13 protein-coding genes are annotated in these 17,415 nt (G+C 63.8%); 4 read left to right on the forward strand and 9 right to left on the reverse strand.

Features of this window, described 5'->3' with window-relative positions:
• The first annotated feature begins 777 nt into the window (after nt 1–777).
• The 4 genes from NMQ09_RS14950 to NMQ09_RS14965 all read left to right on the forward strand — a co-directional run bounded on the left by NMQ09_RS14950 (nt 778) and on the right by NMQ09_RS14965 (nt 4,664).
• Complete coding sequence (locus tag NMQ09_RS14950) at nt 778–1,548, forward strand: IclR family transcriptional regulator (RefSeq protein ID WP_255191382.1); 771 nt, start codon at nt 778–780, stop codon at nt 1,546–1,548.
• A gap of 174 nt (nt 1,549–1,722) precedes the next feature.
• The gene (locus NMQ09_RS14955) at nt 1,723–2,886 is read left to right on the forward strand and encodes an acyl-CoA dehydrogenase family protein (RefSeq protein ID WP_255191383.1); all 1,164 of its coding nucleotides are present in this window, start codon (nt 1,723–1,725) and stop codon (nt 2,884–2,886) included.
• A gap of 4 nt (nt 2,887–2,890) precedes the next feature.
• Entirely contained in the window at nt 2,891–4,120 is a 1,230-nt protein-coding gene (locus tag NMQ09_RS14960; RefSeq protein WP_255191384.1) for a CaiB/BaiF CoA transferase family protein, read from the forward strand.
• Nucleotides 4,121–4,244: 124 nt separating this feature from the next.
• Complete coding sequence (locus NMQ09_RS14965; RefSeq protein WP_255191385.1) at nt 4,245–4,664, forward strand: universal stress protein; 420 nt, start codon at nt 4,245–4,247, stop codon at nt 4,662–4,664.
• A 116-nt stretch (nt 4,665–4,780) separates the two neighbouring features.
• Here NMQ09_RS14965 and NMQ09_RS14970 read toward each other — a convergent pair whose 3' ends face one another.
• From NMQ09_RS14970 to NMQ09_RS15010, 9 genes are all read right to left on the reverse strand, one after another.
• The gene (locus tag NMQ09_RS14970) at nt 4,781–6,727 is read right to left on the reverse strand and encodes a TRAP transporter permease (RefSeq protein WP_255191386.1); all 1,947 of its coding nucleotides are present in this window, start codon (nt 6,725–6,727) and stop codon (nt 4,781–4,783) included.
• A gap of 141 nt (nt 6,728–6,868) precedes the next feature.
• Nucleotides 6,869–7,390: a DUF1850 domain-containing protein gene (locus NMQ09_RS14975; RefSeq protein WP_255191387.1), complete on the reverse strand. Its 522-nt coding sequence runs from the start codon at nt 7,388–7,390 to the stop codon at nt 6,869–6,871.
• Nucleotides 7,377–8,348 carry a TAXI family TRAP transporter solute-binding subunit gene (locus NMQ09_RS14980; RefSeq protein ID WP_255191388.1) on the reverse strand — a complete coding sequence of 324 codons (972 nt, stop codon included), beginning with the start codon at nt 8,346–8,348 and terminating at the stop codon, nt 7,377–7,379. The genes NMQ09_RS14975 and NMQ09_RS14980 overlap by 14 nt, the downstream gene beginning before the upstream one ends.
• Before the next feature lie 296 nt (nt 8,349–8,644).
• Nucleotides 8,645–9,478 carry a fumarylacetoacetate hydrolase family protein gene (locus NMQ09_RS14985; RefSeq protein ID WP_255191389.1) on the reverse strand — a complete coding sequence of 278 codons (834 nt, stop codon included), beginning with the start codon at nt 9,476–9,478 and terminating at the stop codon, nt 8,645–8,647.
• Complete coding sequence (locus tag NMQ09_RS14990) at nt 9,475–9,819, reverse strand: cupin domain-containing protein (protein WP_255191390.1); 345 nt, start codon at nt 9,817–9,819, stop codon at nt 9,475–9,477. Before NMQ09_RS14990 ends, NMQ09_RS14985 begins: the two co-directional genes overlap by 4 nt.
• Nucleotides 9,816–10,607, reverse strand: coding sequence for an SDR family oxidoreductase (locus NMQ09_RS14995; protein ID WP_255191391.1), 792 nt, complete (start codon nt 10,605–10,607; stop codon nt 9,816–9,818). The genes NMQ09_RS14990 and NMQ09_RS14995 overlap by 4 nt, the downstream gene beginning before the upstream one ends.
• An 870-nt stretch (nt 10,608–11,477) precedes the next feature.
• Complete coding sequence (locus NMQ09_RS15000; RefSeq protein WP_255191392.1) at nt 11,478–11,894, reverse strand: DUF8059 family membrane protein; 417 nt, start codon at nt 11,892–11,894, stop codon at nt 11,478–11,480.
• Between the two features lie 3 nt (nt 11,895–11,897).
• Nucleotides 11,898–12,113, reverse strand: coding sequence for a hypothetical protein (locus NMQ09_RS15005; RefSeq protein WP_255191393.1), 216 nt, complete (start codon nt 12,111–12,113; stop codon nt 11,898–11,900).
• Between the two features lie 360 nt (nt 12,114–12,473).
• Entirely contained in the window at nt 12,474–17,342 is a 4,869-nt protein-coding gene (locus NMQ09_RS15010; RefSeq protein ID WP_255191394.1) for a right-handed parallel beta-helix repeat-containing protein, read from the reverse strand.
• Between the last annotated feature and the right edge of the window lie 73 nt (nt 17,343–17,415).

The following is a 17,415-nucleotide window of genomic DNA, read 5'->3' on the forward strand; positions in this document are numbered from 1 at the left end:
GAGTATGACAGCATACCACTATTACTGGACTAACCCTGGCGGGCAGTCATATTGGACTCGGTGACGATCCGCATCGAATCGTTCAGCACGGCTACCAGAGCTAGACCCACGGTCAGTCGTCGTAAACCGCCGTATCGTCCAACGCGCTCCGAGACACGAGCCGGAGGAGGGTGTCCCGATGGAACCGCCGTTCGCGCCGCGACGTGGAACCCGAAGGCGAGTAACTGACTCAAGACTGATCGGCGATCACTCGGTGGCGAATAGGCCGCCTGCCAGCACTACTTACTAGATATTCTAATTGTATTTGTTAGTGTGACTTCGTCGTTGGGATCGCCGGTCGGGCCCGATTGACCGCCAGCTGCGAACTCGAGTCGTTCACCAGTATTTCGGCGTCGTCGAAATTAACCTCGTCGGCAAGATCGCTCGATGGCGACCGTCCGTTACAGGCATAAGACTGTAACATATTGTCGCCAACACGGGATCTTTCTCGAGGCTATCGGTCCGATCACGACTCGATGCCAGCCGAGCAGTTTCTTCGAGCGCCGCGAGATCGCAGTCGGCGACGCCTCAGAGCGGACTGCGCCCCGGCGCGTCGTCGTCCGACGTCACGACGAACGCGTTCGACGTCGAATTTCGGCGTTGTCGAAATCGAGGCGCGACGGACGTGAGCCGCGTTCGACACGATCGGGACGTGACGGCGAACGACGGCACCGATCGAACCCGTCTGGAGATCGTGATAGCAAGCAATATAGGGGTAATACGCCTGTGTAGTATCGAATGCCAGCCACACCGGACGAGGGACGAGGGATCAAGTCGACCCGAACGACGTTCGCCATCGTCGAAGCGCTGCACGACACGCGGCGGGCTCGGCTGACGGAACTCGCCGACCGGGTCGGCATCGCCAACAGCACCGCCCACGAACACCTCGCGACGCTGCAGGAACTCGGCTACGTCGTCGAGGAAGACGGCGAGTTCGGCCTCTCGCTGAAGTTCTTAGACCACGGGACGCAGGCGAAACGCCGATACCGGGACCTCGTCGAGGCCTCGACGCCGGCGCTCGAGGGACTGGTCGCGGAGACCGACGAGACGGTGAACCTCGTGGTCGAAGAACACGGACAGGCCGTCTACGTCGACCGACTCACCGGTGAACGCGGGGTGCCGACGAACTCCTGGGTGGGGAAGCGAAAGCCACTGCACGCCATCTCCGCGGGGAAAGCGATCCTCGCGCACCTGCCCGAGGATCGGCTAGAAGCGATCGTCGCGGGTCGCGAGCTCCCGCCCGCCACGGACCGGACGATCACGGCCCGCGAACAGCTCCAGCGCGAACTCGAGGAGATCCGCGAGCGCGGCGTCTCGTTCAACGACCGGGAATCACACGACCGGATCCGCGCGGTCGGCACGCCGATCGTGCTCGACGGGCACGTTCACGGCGCGGTCTCGGTTGCCGGTCCGGCCAAGCGGCTGACGGGGGAGTACTTCAGGACCGAGATTCCGGACCTGCTTCTCGGCGCAGTGAACGAGATCGAGCTGAAACTCACCTATCGCTGAGTGCTTTGCCAAGCCTGCTCTGCAGGGTCGAATTCGTCGCTGAAGGCCGGTTCGACCATGCAGTCGACGCTTGGCGGAGTACTGACGCGACCTCGAGCGACCGGGAGCGCAGTCTCGGACGGACAGCGGCAGAACGCGAAAGATTATGGTCTCCCTGAAAATACCTACTGGTGTATGCTCGACTACGTCGACCTGGAGGCGGACCTCTCCGCAGAGGAACGACTCATCCGTGACACCGCTCGCGAATTCGTCGCCGAAGAGGTGCAGCCGGACATCGGCGAACACTACGAGAACGGCACGTTCCCGACCGAACTCATCCCCGAGATGGGCGAGATGGGCTTTTTCGCACCCAACCTCGAGGGCTACGGCTCGCCGAACGTCTCCGAGACGGCCTACGGCCTGTTGATGCAGGAACTCGAGGCCTGTGACTCGGGACTGCGCTCGATGGCCTCCGTGCAGGGGGCGCTCGTGATGTACCCGATCCACGCCTTCGGCAGCGAGGCCCAGAAAGAAGAGTGGCTCCCCAAACTCGGTTCGGGCGAGGCCGTCGGCTGTTTCGGGCTCACCGAGCCCGAACACGGCTCGAACCCGTCGGGGATGGAGACCCACGCCGAACGCGACGAAGACGGCTACGTGCTCAACGGCTCGAAGACCTGGATCACCAACTCTCCGATCGCCGACGTCGCGGTCGTCTGGGCGCGCGACCGCTCGAGCGAGGACGAGCCGGTGCGCGGGTTCGTCGTCGAGACCGACCGCGACGGCGTCTCGACCAACAAGATCACCGAGAAGCTCTCGCTGCGCGCGTCGATCACCGGCGAGATCGGCCTGAACGACGTGCACGTCCCAGAGGAGAACGTCCTGCCGGGTGTCACCGGCATGAAGGGGCCGCTGTCGTGTCTCACCCAGGCGCGCTACGGCATCGCCTGGGGCGCCGTCGGCGCCGCCCGGGACTGCTTCGAGACCGCACGGCAGTACGCGCTGGATCGCGAGCAGTTCGGCGGCCCGATCGCTCGCTTCCAGATCCAGCAGGAGAAGCTCGCGGAGATGGCCACTCAGATCACGCTGGCGCAGCTGCTGGCGTACCGACTGGCCGACCTCAAAGAGCGCGGCGAGCTCCGCCCCCAGCAGGTCTCGATGGCCAAGCGCAACAACGTCCGGATGGCACGCAACCAGGCGCGGGTCGCCCGCGAGATGCTCGGCGGCAACGGCATCACGTCCGACTACTCGCCGATGCGCCACATGGCCAACTTAGAGACCGTCTACACCTACGAGGGGACCCACGACATCCACTCGCTGATCCTCGGCCACGACCTCACGGGCATCGCCGCCTTCGAGTGAGCAGATGGTCGGAGAAGCACGCGAGCCCGACTCCGAGACGGGGCCGCTCGAGGGGATCACCGTCCTCGACGCCTCGCAGGTGCTCGTCGGGCCGTTCTGTACGATGCAACTGGCCGACCTGGGCGCGGACGTGATCAAGGTCGAACGCCCCGGCGTCGGCGACCAGACGCGCGGCTGGCATCCGCCCCAGTTCGGCGAGGGCGACGAGGGCGTCAGCGCCTACTACTCGAGTGTCAACCGGAACAAGCGCTCGATCACGCTGAACCTCAAGTCCGAGGAGGGTCGTGAGCTGCTTCGCGAGCTCGCCCGCGACGCGGACGTCTTCGTCGAGAACTTCCGGGTCGGCACGCTCGAGGAGTGGGGACTGGGCTACGAGGAGCTCTCGGCCGAGAACCCCGACCTGGTGTACTGCTCGCTATCGGGCTACGGCGAGTGGGGGCCGTACGCCGAGCGGCCCGCCTACGACCTGATCATGCAGGCCGAGGGCGGGTTCATGAGCATCACCGGCGAAGAAGGCGGCCCACCGGTTCGCGTCGGCGTCGCCATCGCCGACATCGGCGCGGGAATGTACGCCACGCAAGCGATCCTCTCTGCGCTGTTCCACCGCGAGCGCGGCGGGAGCGGCCAGAAGGTAGACGTCAGCCTCTTCGACGGCCAGGTCGCCTGGCTCTCGTACATGGCAAGTTACTACTTCGCGACGGGCGAGCCACCGGGACGGATGGGCAGCAAACACCCGACGATCACCCCCTACCAGGCGTTCCCCACCCGGGACGGCTACGTCGTCGTCGCGGCGGCCTCCGAGAAGCTCTGGCGGAACCTCTGTCGTGCCCTCGAGCGCGCGGACCTCCTCGAGGACGAGCGCTTCGAGACGAACGCCGACCGGGTCGAACACCGCGAGGCGCTCGAGGAACTCCTCGAGGCCGAGTTCGCAGACCGGACGACCGAGGAGGTGGTCGAGACGCTCGAGGCGGGCGACGTCCCCGCTCGCGCGGTCCACGACGTGGGGGACGTCTTCGACCATCCACAGGTCGAGGCTCGAGGGATGCACCACGAGGTCCCCCATCCCGACGTGGGATCGATCGAGATGGCCGGCAGCCCGATGCACCTCTCGGGGACGCCGACGACGATCCGCAGCCACCCGCCGAAACTCGGCGAGCACACCGACGAGGTGCTCGCCGAACTCGGGTACTCGGCGGACGAACGAGAACGGTTGCGCGAGGACCAGGTCGTCTGACGGTTTTCGGCGGGATCGTCCCACGGCTCACGACGGACCCGACGAGCCGTCCTACCGGCCTGCTCGTCCGTAATCAATTTATTCGTGACATAACGGTTATCCGGTTCGAAGCGAGTGAGAGCGTATGGTCGTCGTCGCAGCGGTTGACCGATCGGAGGATGCACAGGACGTGATCGCGGAGGGAACGCAACTCGCCAGCGCGCTCGAGGTTCCGCTCCACGTCGTTCACGCGGTGGGCTCGGCGGAGTTCGCGCAACTCCAACGAGAACACGTCTCGAGTACCGACGCCGAGGGCGGCGTCCTGAGCCGGCGCGACGTCGCGGCGGAACGGGCGCGCGAACTCGTGAACGCGGAGGACGACGCGATCGAGATCGCCGGACTGGACGGTGAGCCGGCCGAATCGATCGTCGAGTACGCCAACGAGCGTGACGCGGCGTACGTCGTCCTCGGCGGCCGCGATCGGACGCCGGCGGGAAAAGCGGTCTTCGGGAGCGTCGCCCAGTCGGTGATCCTGTCGCTGGACCGTCCCGTCGTCGTCGTGTGAGTTTGCCGGTCGTGACTGGTTGCTGATTCGGTCGCGATCCGTCCTGCGGTCGCGATAAAACGGAACGAGCCGACGGCGCGTCAGTGATCCGTTTCGTCGACGGACCGGACGCAGGATTATCGCTTCGCGCCGGAGACGAACGGTAGTCCGCCGTTCACGACGGTGTACTGCCGACCGGCGATAACGACGACCACGGCGAGTCCAATCGCGTCAGTCGCGACGCCGGGGGCCAGCAGCGTCAGCGCGCCGGCGAACAGGACGAGCCGCTCGGGCACGGACGTATCGTCGAAGAGGTACGCCTGCGTCGACGCCGAGAGGGCGACCACCCCGACGATGGCGGTCGCCACGCTGAGGGCGATCGCCGGGACGTGCCCCATCGTGACCGAAGCCGGGTCGGCCATGAGGATGAGTTCGGGTCCGTAGACGAACAGGAAGGGGATGATGAACCCGACGAGCGCGATGCCGAGTGCGGTGGCACCCGTCCGCCACGGGTCGGATTCGGCGATCCCGCTGGCGGTGAACACCGCGAGCATGATCGGGGGCGTGATGGCGCTGATGATCGCGAAGTAGAAGATGAACAGGTGCGCTGCGAGTTCGGGCACGCCGAGGTCCATGAGCGCGGGTGCACCGAGCGCTGCGACGACGACGTACGCTGCGGTCGTCGGCAGTCCCATCCCGAGGACGATCGACGCGATCATCGTCAGCACGAGGCCGATGATGAGCACACCGCCGGAGAGGTTCGCCACGAGCGAACTGAACGCCAGCCCCAGCCCGGTGAGGGTGACGACGCCGACGACGATTCCCGCCGTGGCACACGCGGCCGCGACGACGAGCGTCATCCGAATTCCGCGGTCGAACGCACCCACTGCGGTCCCGGCCGCAGTGGCGGCCATCGATCGGGCCGTCTGCGTGTCACCCGAGCCGAGCGCCCGCAGGAACGCGATCACTGCAGATGGGGGCGTTGCGACGACGACCGTCAGGACGATCGCGACGAACCCGGCGAGCATCGCGGTGTAGCCCTGGACGAGCAGGACGACCAGCGCGATGATCGGGATCGTGAAGTGAACGCCGGTTTTGAGCAGCTCCCAGGAGTCCGGTAGTTCGGACTTCGGTCGCCCTTCGAGCCCCTGTTTCTTTGCGCGGAAGTGGACCGCCATGCCGACGCAGAGAAAGTACAGCAGGGCGGGGATCACCGCCGCGGCGATAATGTAGACGTACGAGATGCCGGTCCAGACGGCCATGATGAACGCGCCAGCGCCCATCACCGGCGGCATGATCTGACCGCCGCTCGAGGCCGAGGACTCGACGGCGGCGGCGTAGTGGTCGTCGAACCCGGTCCGTTTCATGAGCGGAATGGTGAACGCTCCGGTCGTCGCCGTGTTCGCGACGGCGCTTCCGTTCAGACTCGCCATGAAGCCGCTCGCGAGGACGGACGTCTTGGCGGGGCCGCCCGCCATCCGTCCGGTGTAGCCGTACGCGAGGTCGATGAACCAGTCGCCGATGCCTGTGACCTCGAGAAACGCCCCGAAGATGATAAAGAGGACGACGAACGTGGCGCTCACGCCGAGTGGGATACCGAAGATCCCTTCGGTGGAGAGGTAGAGGTGTGAGACGACGCGCTCGACGCCGTAGCCGCGGTGGGCGAGGAGCCCGGGCATGACCGGCCCGAGGAAGGCGTAGGCGATGAACGTGATCGCGATGAGCGGGAGGATGATACCGGTCGTCCGCCGGGTCATCTCGAGGACGACGAGGATCGAGAGGACGCCGAAGACGATGTCGAGCGTCGTCGGTGCGCCCGCTCGCGCCGCGAAGTCGCCGTACTCGACGGCGTACGCGAGGTAGAGGACGCTCGGGATCGTGATGCCCACGAGCAGCCAGTCGTACCACGGGACGCGGCCCGAAGACTCGCCCGTATGCGACTCATACCAGAGGAACACCAGCACCGCCATGAACGCGAGGTGGATCGGTCGGTGGATGAACGCGCCCGGAACGCCGATCCACGGTGCGGGCGTCACCGTGTGGTAAATCCCCGCGACGACGGCGATCGCCATCGCGAGATGCATGATTCTGCCCGATAGCGGTCGCTTGGTCATCCCACTGAAGTGACTACCTCTCGTGGATTCGTCCGTTTCCTCACTGAGATCGATGTCGAGCCCTTCGTTTGGATTACTGCTACTCATGGTTGGCGGTTGTCGTGTTCCCTCTTACCAGCGGCCGGCCGCGGAGAGCAGCCGATAGACGGCGTAGTTGGTCCGTTCGGCCGAGAACTGGATCGTCGACCCACTCTCTGCGTACGACTGGAGCGGCCGTTCCCGCCCGTCGATCACGAGGTCCTGTTCGGTCGTCGACGCGACGCGTACCGAAAACGTCCCCAGTTCACGTTCGAACTCGCTGACGGTCATGTTCCCCTCCCGGTACGTCTCGCGACTGTGCTCGAGGCCCGCTGCGTGGTAGGCGTACGCCTCACGAACCTGTACGATGTCGGAACCGTCGACGACGTACGTCTCGTGGATCGGCGTCTTCTCGAAAGAGTGGACGTACCGGATCTCGAACTCCTCGCCCTCCTCGAGCGGGTAGACGGCGAGTGTTTCTCCCGACTCCCTGTCGGTGAGCTGTACCGTCGTGATCGTCGGCGCGGCCGCGGCTACAGCGAGCAGGAAGACCGCACCGACGAGGATGGAGGCGCCGGCGACGCGGAGTATCCTCGACGCCTTACAGGCCGACATCGTCGAGGTACGCTTCCGATCCCGGGTGGAGGTCGATCGGGGAGCCGCGAGCGGTCCCCTCGAACTCCCCGACGACGTCGTGGATGGTAGCGAGGTCGTCGAGGTTCTCGTAGATCGCTTCCGTGATGTCGTAGACGAGGTCTTCGTCAGCGTCCTCGTTGACGATCATGGTGTTCACGACGCCGGGGTTGTGGACCTCGTAGTCCTGGTCGGGATAGGTGTCGGGCTCGATCGTGGCTGCCGTGTAGTAGGGGAACTCGTCGTCGATCGCCGCGAGGTCGTCCTCGGGGAAGCTCAGCAGGCGGATGTCACGCTGACTGGTGACTTCCTCGATCGAGGACGTCGGCGGGCCGACACTCCAGAAGCCGGCGTCGATCTGTCCGTCGATCAGCGCATCGGCAGTCTCGGCGAACGACAGCCGCTCTTCGTTGATGTCGTCGTAGCTCAGGCCGTACCACTCGAGCAGTTCCTGGGCGATGACCTCCGTGCCGCTGCCGGGCGAACCGACGCTCACGTCGAGTCCCTCGAGGTCGTCGAGCGTCTCGACCTCGGAGTCTTCGGGGACGACGACCTGTGTGTGGTTGACGTACGCGCCGAACATCGCCTGGAGCGGTTCGGGCTCGTCGAAGTCGCCTTCTCCGTCGACCGCCAGCAACACCGAGTTACTGAGCGCGAGCGCCATCGTCATCTCCCCGCCGCCGACCTCTCGAGCGTTCTCGACGCTCGCGCCAGTCGACTCCGCAGACGCATTGATCCCCTCGAGTTCCTCGTTGAGCAAGTCGGCGATCCCGCCACCGAGGATGTAGTAGACGCCACCGGTTCCGCCCGTTCCGATGGTGACGAACTGGTCGTCGGAACCGAGACAGCCCGCCATCGCAGCGAGTCCACCGGCTGCACTCACACTCGTCGCTTTCAGGAACGTCCGACGGTCGTATCCGTAACGGCTAGAGCCAGTCATTACAATTGCTACACACCAACATGAACTAATAAATGTTACTGAATATCGTATGTGGTTTTTCATTATTGTCGTAATATATACTGCTCAAGATTAATCGCCTCCTGGCAGAACCGACCGTAGCGCGTCGTACGAGATCCACATCGGTGTTGGCTGGGACTTCCTCTCGGTCGAGATAGTACTCGTTGAACGTCATTGCACACCTGGCCACGAACATCGGCGGCCAGCCTCGACCTCGTTGCCGAGGCCGGCCGCTCGGCTGTGGCTGGCCGCTCGACTGTAGCCGGGTGAAAGTCGTCTCAACGAGTACTACACCGCATCACCGGCGCGTCGACGGTACCGATCGTTTCGACGGCAGCGCTGACGTGATCGCCCGGCTCGATCGGTTCCGCACCCGGCGTCCCCGTGCTGATCAGGTCGCCCACCTCGAGGGTCATCACGCGCGAGTGAAACGAGACGAGTTCTCGCGGCGAGAACAGCATGTTCCGGATCTCGTTCTCGGCTGCGACTCGATCGTCGACGACCGTCTGCACGGTCACCTCCTCGAGCGCCAGCGGCTCGTCGGGGACGGCGATCGCCGGTCCGACGACGAGGAAGCTGTCAAAACTCTTCGCCCGGGTCAGGAAGCGGGGGTTGCGCTGGAGGATGTCCTCGGCGGTCATGTCGATGACCGGCAGGTAGCCCGCGACGACGTCGTCGACGGACTCCTCCTCGAGGTCGCGACACTCACGGCCGATCACCACGCCGAGTTCCGCCTCGGCGGTGACCCGCTCGCTCTGCTCGAGCGGCGGGAGCCTGATCGGGCCGCCCGGCCCCGTGACGGCGGTCCCGGGCTTCATGAAGCTCGCCGGTTCGTCGGGCCGTTGCTCGTCGAGGTCGCCGGCGTGTTCGGCGTAGTTCAGGCCGATACCCCACAGCTTCCCGAACGACGCGAGTGGCGGACCGAACCGGACCGCGTCGGCGTCGATCCGGTCGGCCGTCGCCGTCTCGACGTCGGGGAGCGTCCCCGCCGCGGCTCTCGGGAGCGCCTCGCAGACGCTTCCCAGCGTGGGGTCTGCCGCCGAGAGCGGGACGAACCCCTCGTCGTCGCCGAGCAGCGGTCGGCCGGCTGCGGTGCGTGCGAGGTACTTCATTCGCGATCGGTCCAGAAGTCGAACGAACGTCCGGGCGCGAACACGTCGAGGCCGACGGCTCGCTCGTCGCCGGTGTTCTCCACCCGGTGGGCCTCCCAGGCGTCGAGCCAGACGGAATCGTACTGCTGCAGGGTGATCTCGTCGTCTTCGGTCACGACCGTCAGCTCGCCCTCGAGACAGATGCAGACCTGCTCGTTCTCGTGGTCGTGCATCGGCGAACTGTGCCCCGGCGGCTTCTCGAACCACTCGAAGGCGAACGCCTCGCTGCCGGCCATCGAGACGCGACGCCAGCCCTCCTCGGGCTCGTACGTCTCCGCCTCGTCGAATTCGACGGGCTTCATAGGTTCGACGCTCCCGAACCGCCGTCGATCGGAACCGCGACGCCGTTGACGTAGCCCGACAGCGGCGAGGAGAGGAACGCGACCGTGTTTCCGAGCTCCATCGGGTCGCCGATACGCTCGAGCGGCACGCCAGCACCCCAGTCGGCGAGCCCCTCCTCGTAGCCGTCGTAATCGCCGCGCTCGACTGCCTGTTCGACCAGTTCGCGGATGCGGGCGGTCTCGTGGGGACCCGGCAACACTGCGTTCGCACGGACGTCGGGCGCGAACTCCTTCGAGAGCGTCTTCTCGAGGCCGATGACGCTCATCCGAACGGCGTTCGAGAGCACGAGACTGTCGATGGCCTCCTTCACGCTGCGAGAGGTGATCGTGACGATCGTGCCGCCGTCGCCGTCACGCAGGTAGGGTTCGGCCTCCCGGGCGAGACGGACGACGCTCATCACCAGCAGGTCGTAGGCCTCGTACCAGTCCTCGTCGTCGGTCTCGAGGAACGGCCCCGACGGCGGCCCACCCGCGCTCGTCACGAGGTGGTCGAGGCCGCCGAACTCGTCGACGGTCGTCTCGACCAGCGCCACGATGTCGTCTTCGTCGGTGAGGTCGCCGGGCTGGGCGACGACCTCGCCGGTCGCCACCGTCTCGATCTCGGCTTTCGCCGCCGACAGTCGGTCCTCGTCACGGCCGTTGATGACGACGTTCGCCCCCTCGCGTGCAAGAGCTTTCGCAGACGCCTTTCCGAGCCCGCTCGAGGAGGCCGTTACGAGTGCCGCATTGCCGTCGATCTGTAAGTCCATGTTCGTGGGTAATCTTCTATGAACGTCTAAAAGTCTTGCCGTGGCGGTAGGGCGCGTCGCCCGCGTCGAACGGTCACCGCTCGCGAGCGCAGTGACGTTCGAACCACGTCGATGCATGCCAGAGTCATCTCAAAGTAGAATACAGATATTTTCTATTAGGATTTCCCGGCTAGTACCGTACCACCATAGTGACGCGACCTCGGCCTGGACACTGTCGTTGTCCATACCTGCGCATGGTGACTGCCAGGTAGATAATCGGCTCACTCGGTCGAAAAGGACGTCATTTGGCGGTGAGTTACAGAGCACGAGACACACCCAGATCGAGTGCTCGCTCGAGTTCGACCAGCTATCCGTGATCGAACCGGCCGTTAGTCCATCACTCGAGCCGTCGATTCGACCTCTATTTCAAACATCATATTCTCCTGTTTAACAGAGTTATATCAGTACAACAGACGTCGTCCCCCGATTGGCAGGGAGAATCGAAAATCGGACATGGAAACGTCCCCACCGTTTTGCAGCGAGGGGTCCCGCCGTTCACAGTAGTTGCCGATTCAATGTAGATGGCCGAGCGAAGTTGGTTGATCAACCGACGTGGATTACGATGCTGTGACAAGCGGGGCAAAATGGAAAGGGAGGGAGCGAAGAAACGCCGCTGCCGGCGGTGTTTCTGAGCGTTTCGACTCAGTCACGGCGTTCTGACCGATCAGCTCGGTCGGACCGAACCCCCTCTACCCGTAGTCAGTTACAACAACGATTTCCCTGCAGACACGCGCCGGGACCGGTGATTTCTCCGGGGAACACCGTCTGAGACGAGCACAGTTGCGAGAATCCACAGATTGTACATCGAAACTGTTCGGAAACGAAACGTGCCTAATCGTCTGCTGGATTAGGAGTTTTCCGTCCAGAAAATGAGGCGTCAGTCTGGACCGCGGCCTGCCACGCCATGATCAGCATCGAGAGGATCAACAGCGCGCCCCAAAGAAATGCAGTCAGGTGAAAAGCGGAAAACCCTCCACCGATGGCCAACCACGGCACGAGGGGGATCCCCCACTGCCCGAGGATAAAAGCCCACGTTACGACTCGTTCGAGCGTCCCAGTGAGCTGCAGTGCAGGAACCGCGAATCCGAGCACGACAGCGAGAATCGAGAGGACACCGAGGTGTGCATGCCCTCCGATCATCCACGTCGGTGTCCCTTGCAGTGTGGCGTTCAGATAGGTCTGATACATCCCGACGGACATCATCACTGCCAGTCCGAGGAATCCGGATACTTTGAGTGCCTTCGACATCGTTCACGACCGTTCCAGGGACGCTTCTGTTCGAGAAACGTACGCTTCAGCGACTTTGACAGCTGCATACGCGAGCCCCATCACGAATGCCCCCTGGAACGGATTGCTCACGAGCTCGGGGTTTGCCTGATCGAGAAACGCGAGGACGAGTAGAACGAGCCCCACGAATGCAAGCAGCCACGCTACTATCGCATACAGGTCTGTTAACCTCCAGTCCATACTGAATTACAGCGGCCGATTATACATAAGCATTCTGGTATTTTATACATCAGCGATTGAATGGAACTCACGTTTTGATTACGACACGAGCGATGAGCATCGCCTGTGTCGATCGTCAACCGGTGCGTTGCTGGCGCCGATATACTCTCTCCGGTGTGTCAAACGACGATCTCGACTGATGAACAGTCCAGTTGAGGGCCCCGACGGTTTCGGCGTCTTCAGAACGCAAAGCGTTCTGATGGGGCGCACGAGAGCAACTCTCGTGGCCGTCGGCCGGTCTGAGACGGCTCGTTGTACCGTGTTACTGGTGAGCGCTGCACCGTTCGAGCGATCACCAGTGCCCCACCAAAACAGACCGTATCAGTCGCCGCGTTTCCACGCGTCGACGACCGCCAGGAGGAGGTCGGAATCGATCACGCCCGCTCGCCAATCGCTGATCGCCTCGCGGAGCCCGTTCGTCTCGACGACGCCGGTTTCCTCGTCACGATAGTCGTCCACACTCGGTTCGGCTGACGGTTCGTCGCCAAACGCGCCGACCGTGGTGAACTCGGTAACGGTCCCCATCACGACCTGCCGATCGGTGTCGACGGTCGAACCCTCGACCTCGGACCAGCTCCCGTCGTCGTCTTTCCACAGCGAGAGTGTCTCCTCGTCGATGTCGCCGATCTCGACTGCACCGTAGTGGAGCTCGAGCTCGAGCCAGCCGTTCTCGTCGCTGACGTTCTCGAGTGCGACGTATTGGCCGAGACTCACTGTCTCACCGGGTGCATCGGCGGGTGATGATACGGGGACGATCTCGACGTTCTCTCCCTCGAAGGAAGCGGTCACGTCGTCCATCTCGAGCGCGTCGAACGCGACGTGGGCCTCCGACTCGAGTTCGGCGTCGGCCACGGAGTCGAGTCCGTGATCGGCCATCGATTCGGGTTCGACGTCGCCCATCGACTCGAGTCTGACGGCAACCGACGTGACGTTGGTGACAGACGAGTCGTCGACCGTTCCGTTCGACCCGACAGTCCAGATCCCAACGTCGCTGCCGTCGACGGCGGCGTTCGAGAGCGCGAACTCCCCGACGCCTTCAGCGGCGATTCCGATCTCGCTTCGGGGGACGTCCACGTTCGACAGCGTCGCGCCGTCGACCATCTGGAGTCCAACGCCTACGCTTTCCTCCGCATCCCCGACGGCGACGACCTCCTCGAGCGTCAGGTCGGTCGAGACGACGGCGAAGAATCCCGCGTCGTCTCCGATGGCGGTGGTGTTCGTCACCTCCACGCCGTGGGTGTCGACCGCGGCGAACCCAATTTCCGATCCGTCTGCGACGACGTCGTCGAAGGCGACGTCGGTGACGCCTTCGAGGCGGATTCCCGCGGCGTCGTTGCCGACCGCAGAAACGCCGTCGAAGGTGTTTCCAGCGCCGACACCGGATTCGGGAGGCTCGTCTGGGACGACCCCATCGTGTGAGACGATCTCGAGGCCGATTTCGTTCTGGAGGGCGGCCACGCCGGTGAACGCGTTCTGTGTCGAGTCCTCGAGTGAGATCCCAACGTCGTACCGGATTGCAATCACGTCGGACACGGTGAGTTCGTCGGCACCGAGGAGGTCGATACCGACGCTGCCCCCGGCGGGCGATACGTCCGGATCTGTCGTTCCGTCGGCGGAGACGAACTCGATCCCGCCGCCGGATACGTTCTCGAAGACGACGCCGCGTTCCCAGCCGGCGACCGAGACGGTTCGGACGGTGACGTTCTCGATACCGGCGTCGTCCCCGTTTGCGTGAATCGCAACTCCCCCGCTCGTCGCTCCCTCGTTGGTAATCGCGTTCTCACCGCCGTCGAGCACCACGTCGCTCACGGTGATCTCAATACAGGAGCCCTCACCGTCGGTCGTGAGGTTCTCCTCGAGTTCGTAGACGCCAGGTCCGTCGATCACTCGACAGTCTGAGACCGTGCTGGGATCGAGCACCTCGAACGACTCGATCCTGGTCGCCTCCTCGGCGTTGTCGGCAACGGCGGTCACGGTCGCCGCATAGGAGTCGGGTACGTCGATCGTGCCGACGTCGAAGGCCACGGTCGTGTTCGAACCCGCCCCGAGCGAACCGGCGTCGGCCGTCTCATCGAACACCGTACCCGTTGTGTCGCCGACGAGTTCGAGGCTGACCGCGAGGTCATCCGTGTCGACGCCAGCGGTCTCCTCGACCGGAATTTCGACGGTGCCGTAGTCGTCGTCCGCCTCACCATTGGGGAACTGGTCGGCGAAGTCGCCGATTTCGATTGCTGCATTCGACGGCGTAGCGAACGCCCCGAACGTCGAAAATTCCGTCACGTTCGCCGTCACCACCCCTCTCTCTGGGTCGACGCTCGAGTCTGCGATTGGCTCCCACTCGCCCTCATCCGCGTCGAACGTCCACAGCGAGAGCGTCTCGAAGTCGACGCCCTCCAGATCACCTGCCACGTAGCCGAGCTCGAGGTGCAACAGTTCACCCCTCTCGTCGCTCGTCGGTTCGGCCTCGAAATAGCGATCGATGGAGGTCTTGTTTTCTGGGGGCGTGGGGTCGGGTAGCGCTCCAGGATCGACGGGGTCGACGCGAACGTTGTGAGCTTCGAACGAGAGCGTCGTGTTCGCCGCCGTGGACGCGCCGATGTCGAGTCCCTCGGCGGAGGTCCGCTCTGAATCGTTTTCGACGACCAGCGCAGCCTCGTCGGTGTCGTGAATCGTCGTGTCGTCGAGGTCGGTATCGGTCGACCTGAACTGCGTCCCCATCGAAGTCTCGAAATCGGACACCAGCACGCCCACGCCGCCGCCGGTCACGACGTTCGAGGCCAGCGTCGTGTTGATTGCACCCTGGAGGTGGATGCCTGCATTCTCGTTACCGAGGAGCGTATTCTCCGAGAGAGTGGTATCGGTGGATTCGCGTCCCAAAATGATACCTTCGTTCTCGTTGGCCTGAATGGTGTTTCCGGTGACAGTGGTGTTCGCGGCTCCCGTGCGAATGCCGATACCGTCGTAGTTCGATTCGATAGTGTTGTTCTCCACGACGGTGTTTTCCGAAGAGCTTCGGACGTGAATTCCGAACTCGCCGTTTTCCGCGACGTAGTTGTCGCTCACGACCGCGTCGTCGCCTCCCACGTCGATGCCGATTCCAGAGCTGTTGATAGCGGTGTTGTTTACCACCGTGTTGGGCTCGTCGACCCGAATACCCCAGTCCGCGTGGTCTCTGGCGGTGTTGTGCTCGAGCGTGTTGCCCTCCCCGTCCCTGACGTAGATGCCACGCTCGTCCGTCGCCAAGCCCTGTTCGAGGTTTCCGACTGCAACGTTGTCACGGACGTCGTTGTGGTCGGAGCCCTCGTCGAAGTATAAGTCATTGCCCCGGGTGCGGAACTCGCCTTCAAATGCGTTCTCGGACGCCTGGTTCCCGTATACGTCGTTGTTCGAGGAGTCCTCGAATAAGAAGCCGTACTCTCCGTTCGCAACAGCCGTACTGTTCGTGACTGCACTGTCTTCGACACCGTCGAACGCTACGCCCGTATACCACCCCTCCACGGTGACGTTCGTGACGGTGACTCCCTCGACACCGGTGACCAGCACGCCAGAACCTGAGTCGTCACCCGAAACCGTGTGGTTGTTCCCGTCGAAGTGCACGTCGTCTGCGGTTATCTCGATACACGTCTCGGTGGCATTGATATCGGTGGTCAGTTCGTACTCACCGGGTTCGTCGATGACGGTACACTCGGTGATCTGCCCGTCGTCGACCTCCTCGATGGTCAACGTCCCGGTCTGGTTACTGTCGTCGCTGAAGATCCCGTGTTCGTACGTTCCAACGTCCAGGTCCTCAGATTCGATGTCGGCGAACTCGACAGATTCGGTTTCGTTGCCACCGAGTTCGACCGTCTGAGTGGCGGCTGTGGTGTGGTCGATGCGGAGTTCAACGACCTGTTCGTCGACTGCGCCTCCGGTGTTGGTAACGACCGCCGAGACGTCGACCGTTTCACCCTGCTCGACTGTCGCGTTATCGGGCTCGAGTTCGCTCACCTTGAAGAACGCGTCTTCCTCGAGCGGTGCGAGGAACGTCACCGCGTTCGCGAGGATACGGTCGCGATTGCTGGTCTCTTCCATGTAGAGGCCGTCAGTGATCGAGAGCAACACCTCGTGGCCGTCGTCGGTCACTCCCACTGCTGGCCCGTCGGTCTCCTCGCTCCCCTCACCAATCTCACCGAGTACGTCGCCGTCGTCGAATCCGTCGAACCACGTTCGGAATACTCCCTCTTCACTGAAGAGATCGATTGTCTCTCCGGCTTCACCAACGCCCTCGAACAGCGGGTGGTCCGTTGTGATCGTCAACTGGGCGTCGTCACCCCCGGCGTCGGAGACGGAGTCTGGGTCGTCGAACACCGCTGTACGCGTACTGATCGCACCGTCAAAATCAGCGTCCTCGAACGAGACCAGGCCCGTCTCCTCGTCGAGTTCGGCGTACAGCGCTTCCACCGCGTCGCTGTCCGGGTCCTGGCCGTAGTCGGCGACAACGATCACGTCGTAGTCGTCTGCCGCCGTAGAAGCGCTCGAGCCGAGGACCGCTTCGGGTAGAACGACGTCCAGCTGATACTCACCCGCGACGCCCGCGTCCTCGAGTCCGGGCTCGAGCGCGAACGCGATGACGTCTTCGGCGAACCACTCGTTGCTCGAGACGACGGCCACGTCCTTCGCCGCGTCCTTCTCGATCGTCACGAAATCCGTCGCCGCGTCGAACTCGCTTCTGACTTCGACGGTGACGTCCTGGCCGAAGTCGTCGTCGCCAGTGGGCCACTCGAGGGTGACGCTGCCGGTGTCACCGGGTGCGACCGAGACGTTCTGGCTGTCCGCGAGGGTGTCCGCCACGAAGTCACCGCTCTCATCGTAGAACAGTTCGACCGGCTCGTCGGCGGCGTCGTTGCCGAGGTTCTCGATCACGACCGCGACCGTCAGCGTCTCGCCGACGGTCACGGGTTCGTTCGTGTCCGTGATCTCGACGGTGTAGTACGGCTCGTCGAACTCGAACAGCCCGACCGTCAGGGGACTGAAGCCGATCTCGTCGTCGACATCGGCAGTGACGACACCTCGATCGGCGTCGACCTCGGCGTCAGGAACGAACTCCCACTCACCGCCGCCGTCGACCCAGAGTGTGAGCGCGTCGGCGTCGCCCTCGAGTGGATTGCCCGATTGGGAACCGAGCGCAAACGTTCGCGCTAAATTCGCCATCACCAGCTCTCCGCGATTCCGGGAGGGACGCTCATCAGCGCTGGCAACAGGGTGCGGGCCCCTGCCGAGGAGA

The sequence above is a fragment of the Natronobeatus ordinarius genome (assembly GCF_024362485.1).
Lineage (GTDB): Archaea > Halobacteriota > Halobacteria > Halobacteriales > Natrialbaceae > Natronobeatus > Natronobeatus ordinarius.

Bases quoted from the DNA above. Each gene is read 5' to 3' on its own strand.
- NMQ09_RS14960 (WP_255191384.1), top strand. From the start codon at position 2,891: ATGGTCGGAGAAGCACGCGAGCCCGACTCCGAGACGGGGCCGCTCGAG.
- NMQ09_RS15010 (WP_255191394.1), bottom strand. From the start codon at position 17,342: ATGGCGAATTTAGCGCGAACGTTTGCGCTCGGTTCCCAATCGGGCAAT.
- NMQ09_RS14965 (WP_255191385.1), top strand. From the start codon at position 4,245: ATGGTCGTCGTCGCAGCGGTTGACCGATCGGAGGATGCACAGGACGTG.
- NMQ09_RS15005 (WP_255191393.1), bottom strand. From the start codon at position 12,113: ATGGACTGGAGGTTAACAGACCTGTATGCGATAGTAGCGTGGCTGCTT.
- NMQ09_RS14975 (WP_255191387.1), bottom strand. From the start codon at position 7,390: ATGTCGGCCTGTAAGGCGTCGAGGATACTCCGCGTCGCCGGCGCCTCC.
- NMQ09_RS14985 (WP_255191389.1), bottom strand. From the start codon at position 9,478: ATGAAGTACCTCGCACGCACCGCAGCCGGCCGACCGCTGCTCGGCGAC.
- NMQ09_RS14980 (WP_255191388.1), bottom strand. From the start codon at position 8,348: ATGACTGGCTCTAGCCGTTACGGATACGACCGTCGGACGTTCCTGAAA.
- NMQ09_RS14950 (WP_255191382.1), top strand. From the start codon at position 778: ATGCCAGCCACACCGGACGAGGGACGAGGGATCAAGTCGACCCGAACG.
- NMQ09_RS14970 (WP_255191386.1), bottom strand. From the start codon at position 6,727: ATGCATCTCGCGATGGCGATCGCCGTCGTCGCGGGGATTTACCACACG.
- NMQ09_RS14990 (WP_255191390.1), bottom strand. From the start codon at position 9,819: ATGAAGCCCGTCGAATTCGACGAGGCGGAGACGTACGAGCCCGAGGAG.
- NMQ09_RS14995 (WP_255191391.1), bottom strand. From the start codon at position 10,607: ATGGACTTACAGATCGACGGCAATGCGGCACTCGTAACGGCCTCCTCG.
- NMQ09_RS15000 (WP_255191392.1), bottom strand. From the start codon at position 11,894: ATGTCGAAGGCACTCAAAGTATCCGGATTCCTCGGACTGGCAGTGATG.
- NMQ09_RS14955 (WP_255191383.1), top strand. From the start codon at position 1,723: ATGCTCGACTACGTCGACCTGGAGGCGGACCTCTCCGCAGAGGAACGA.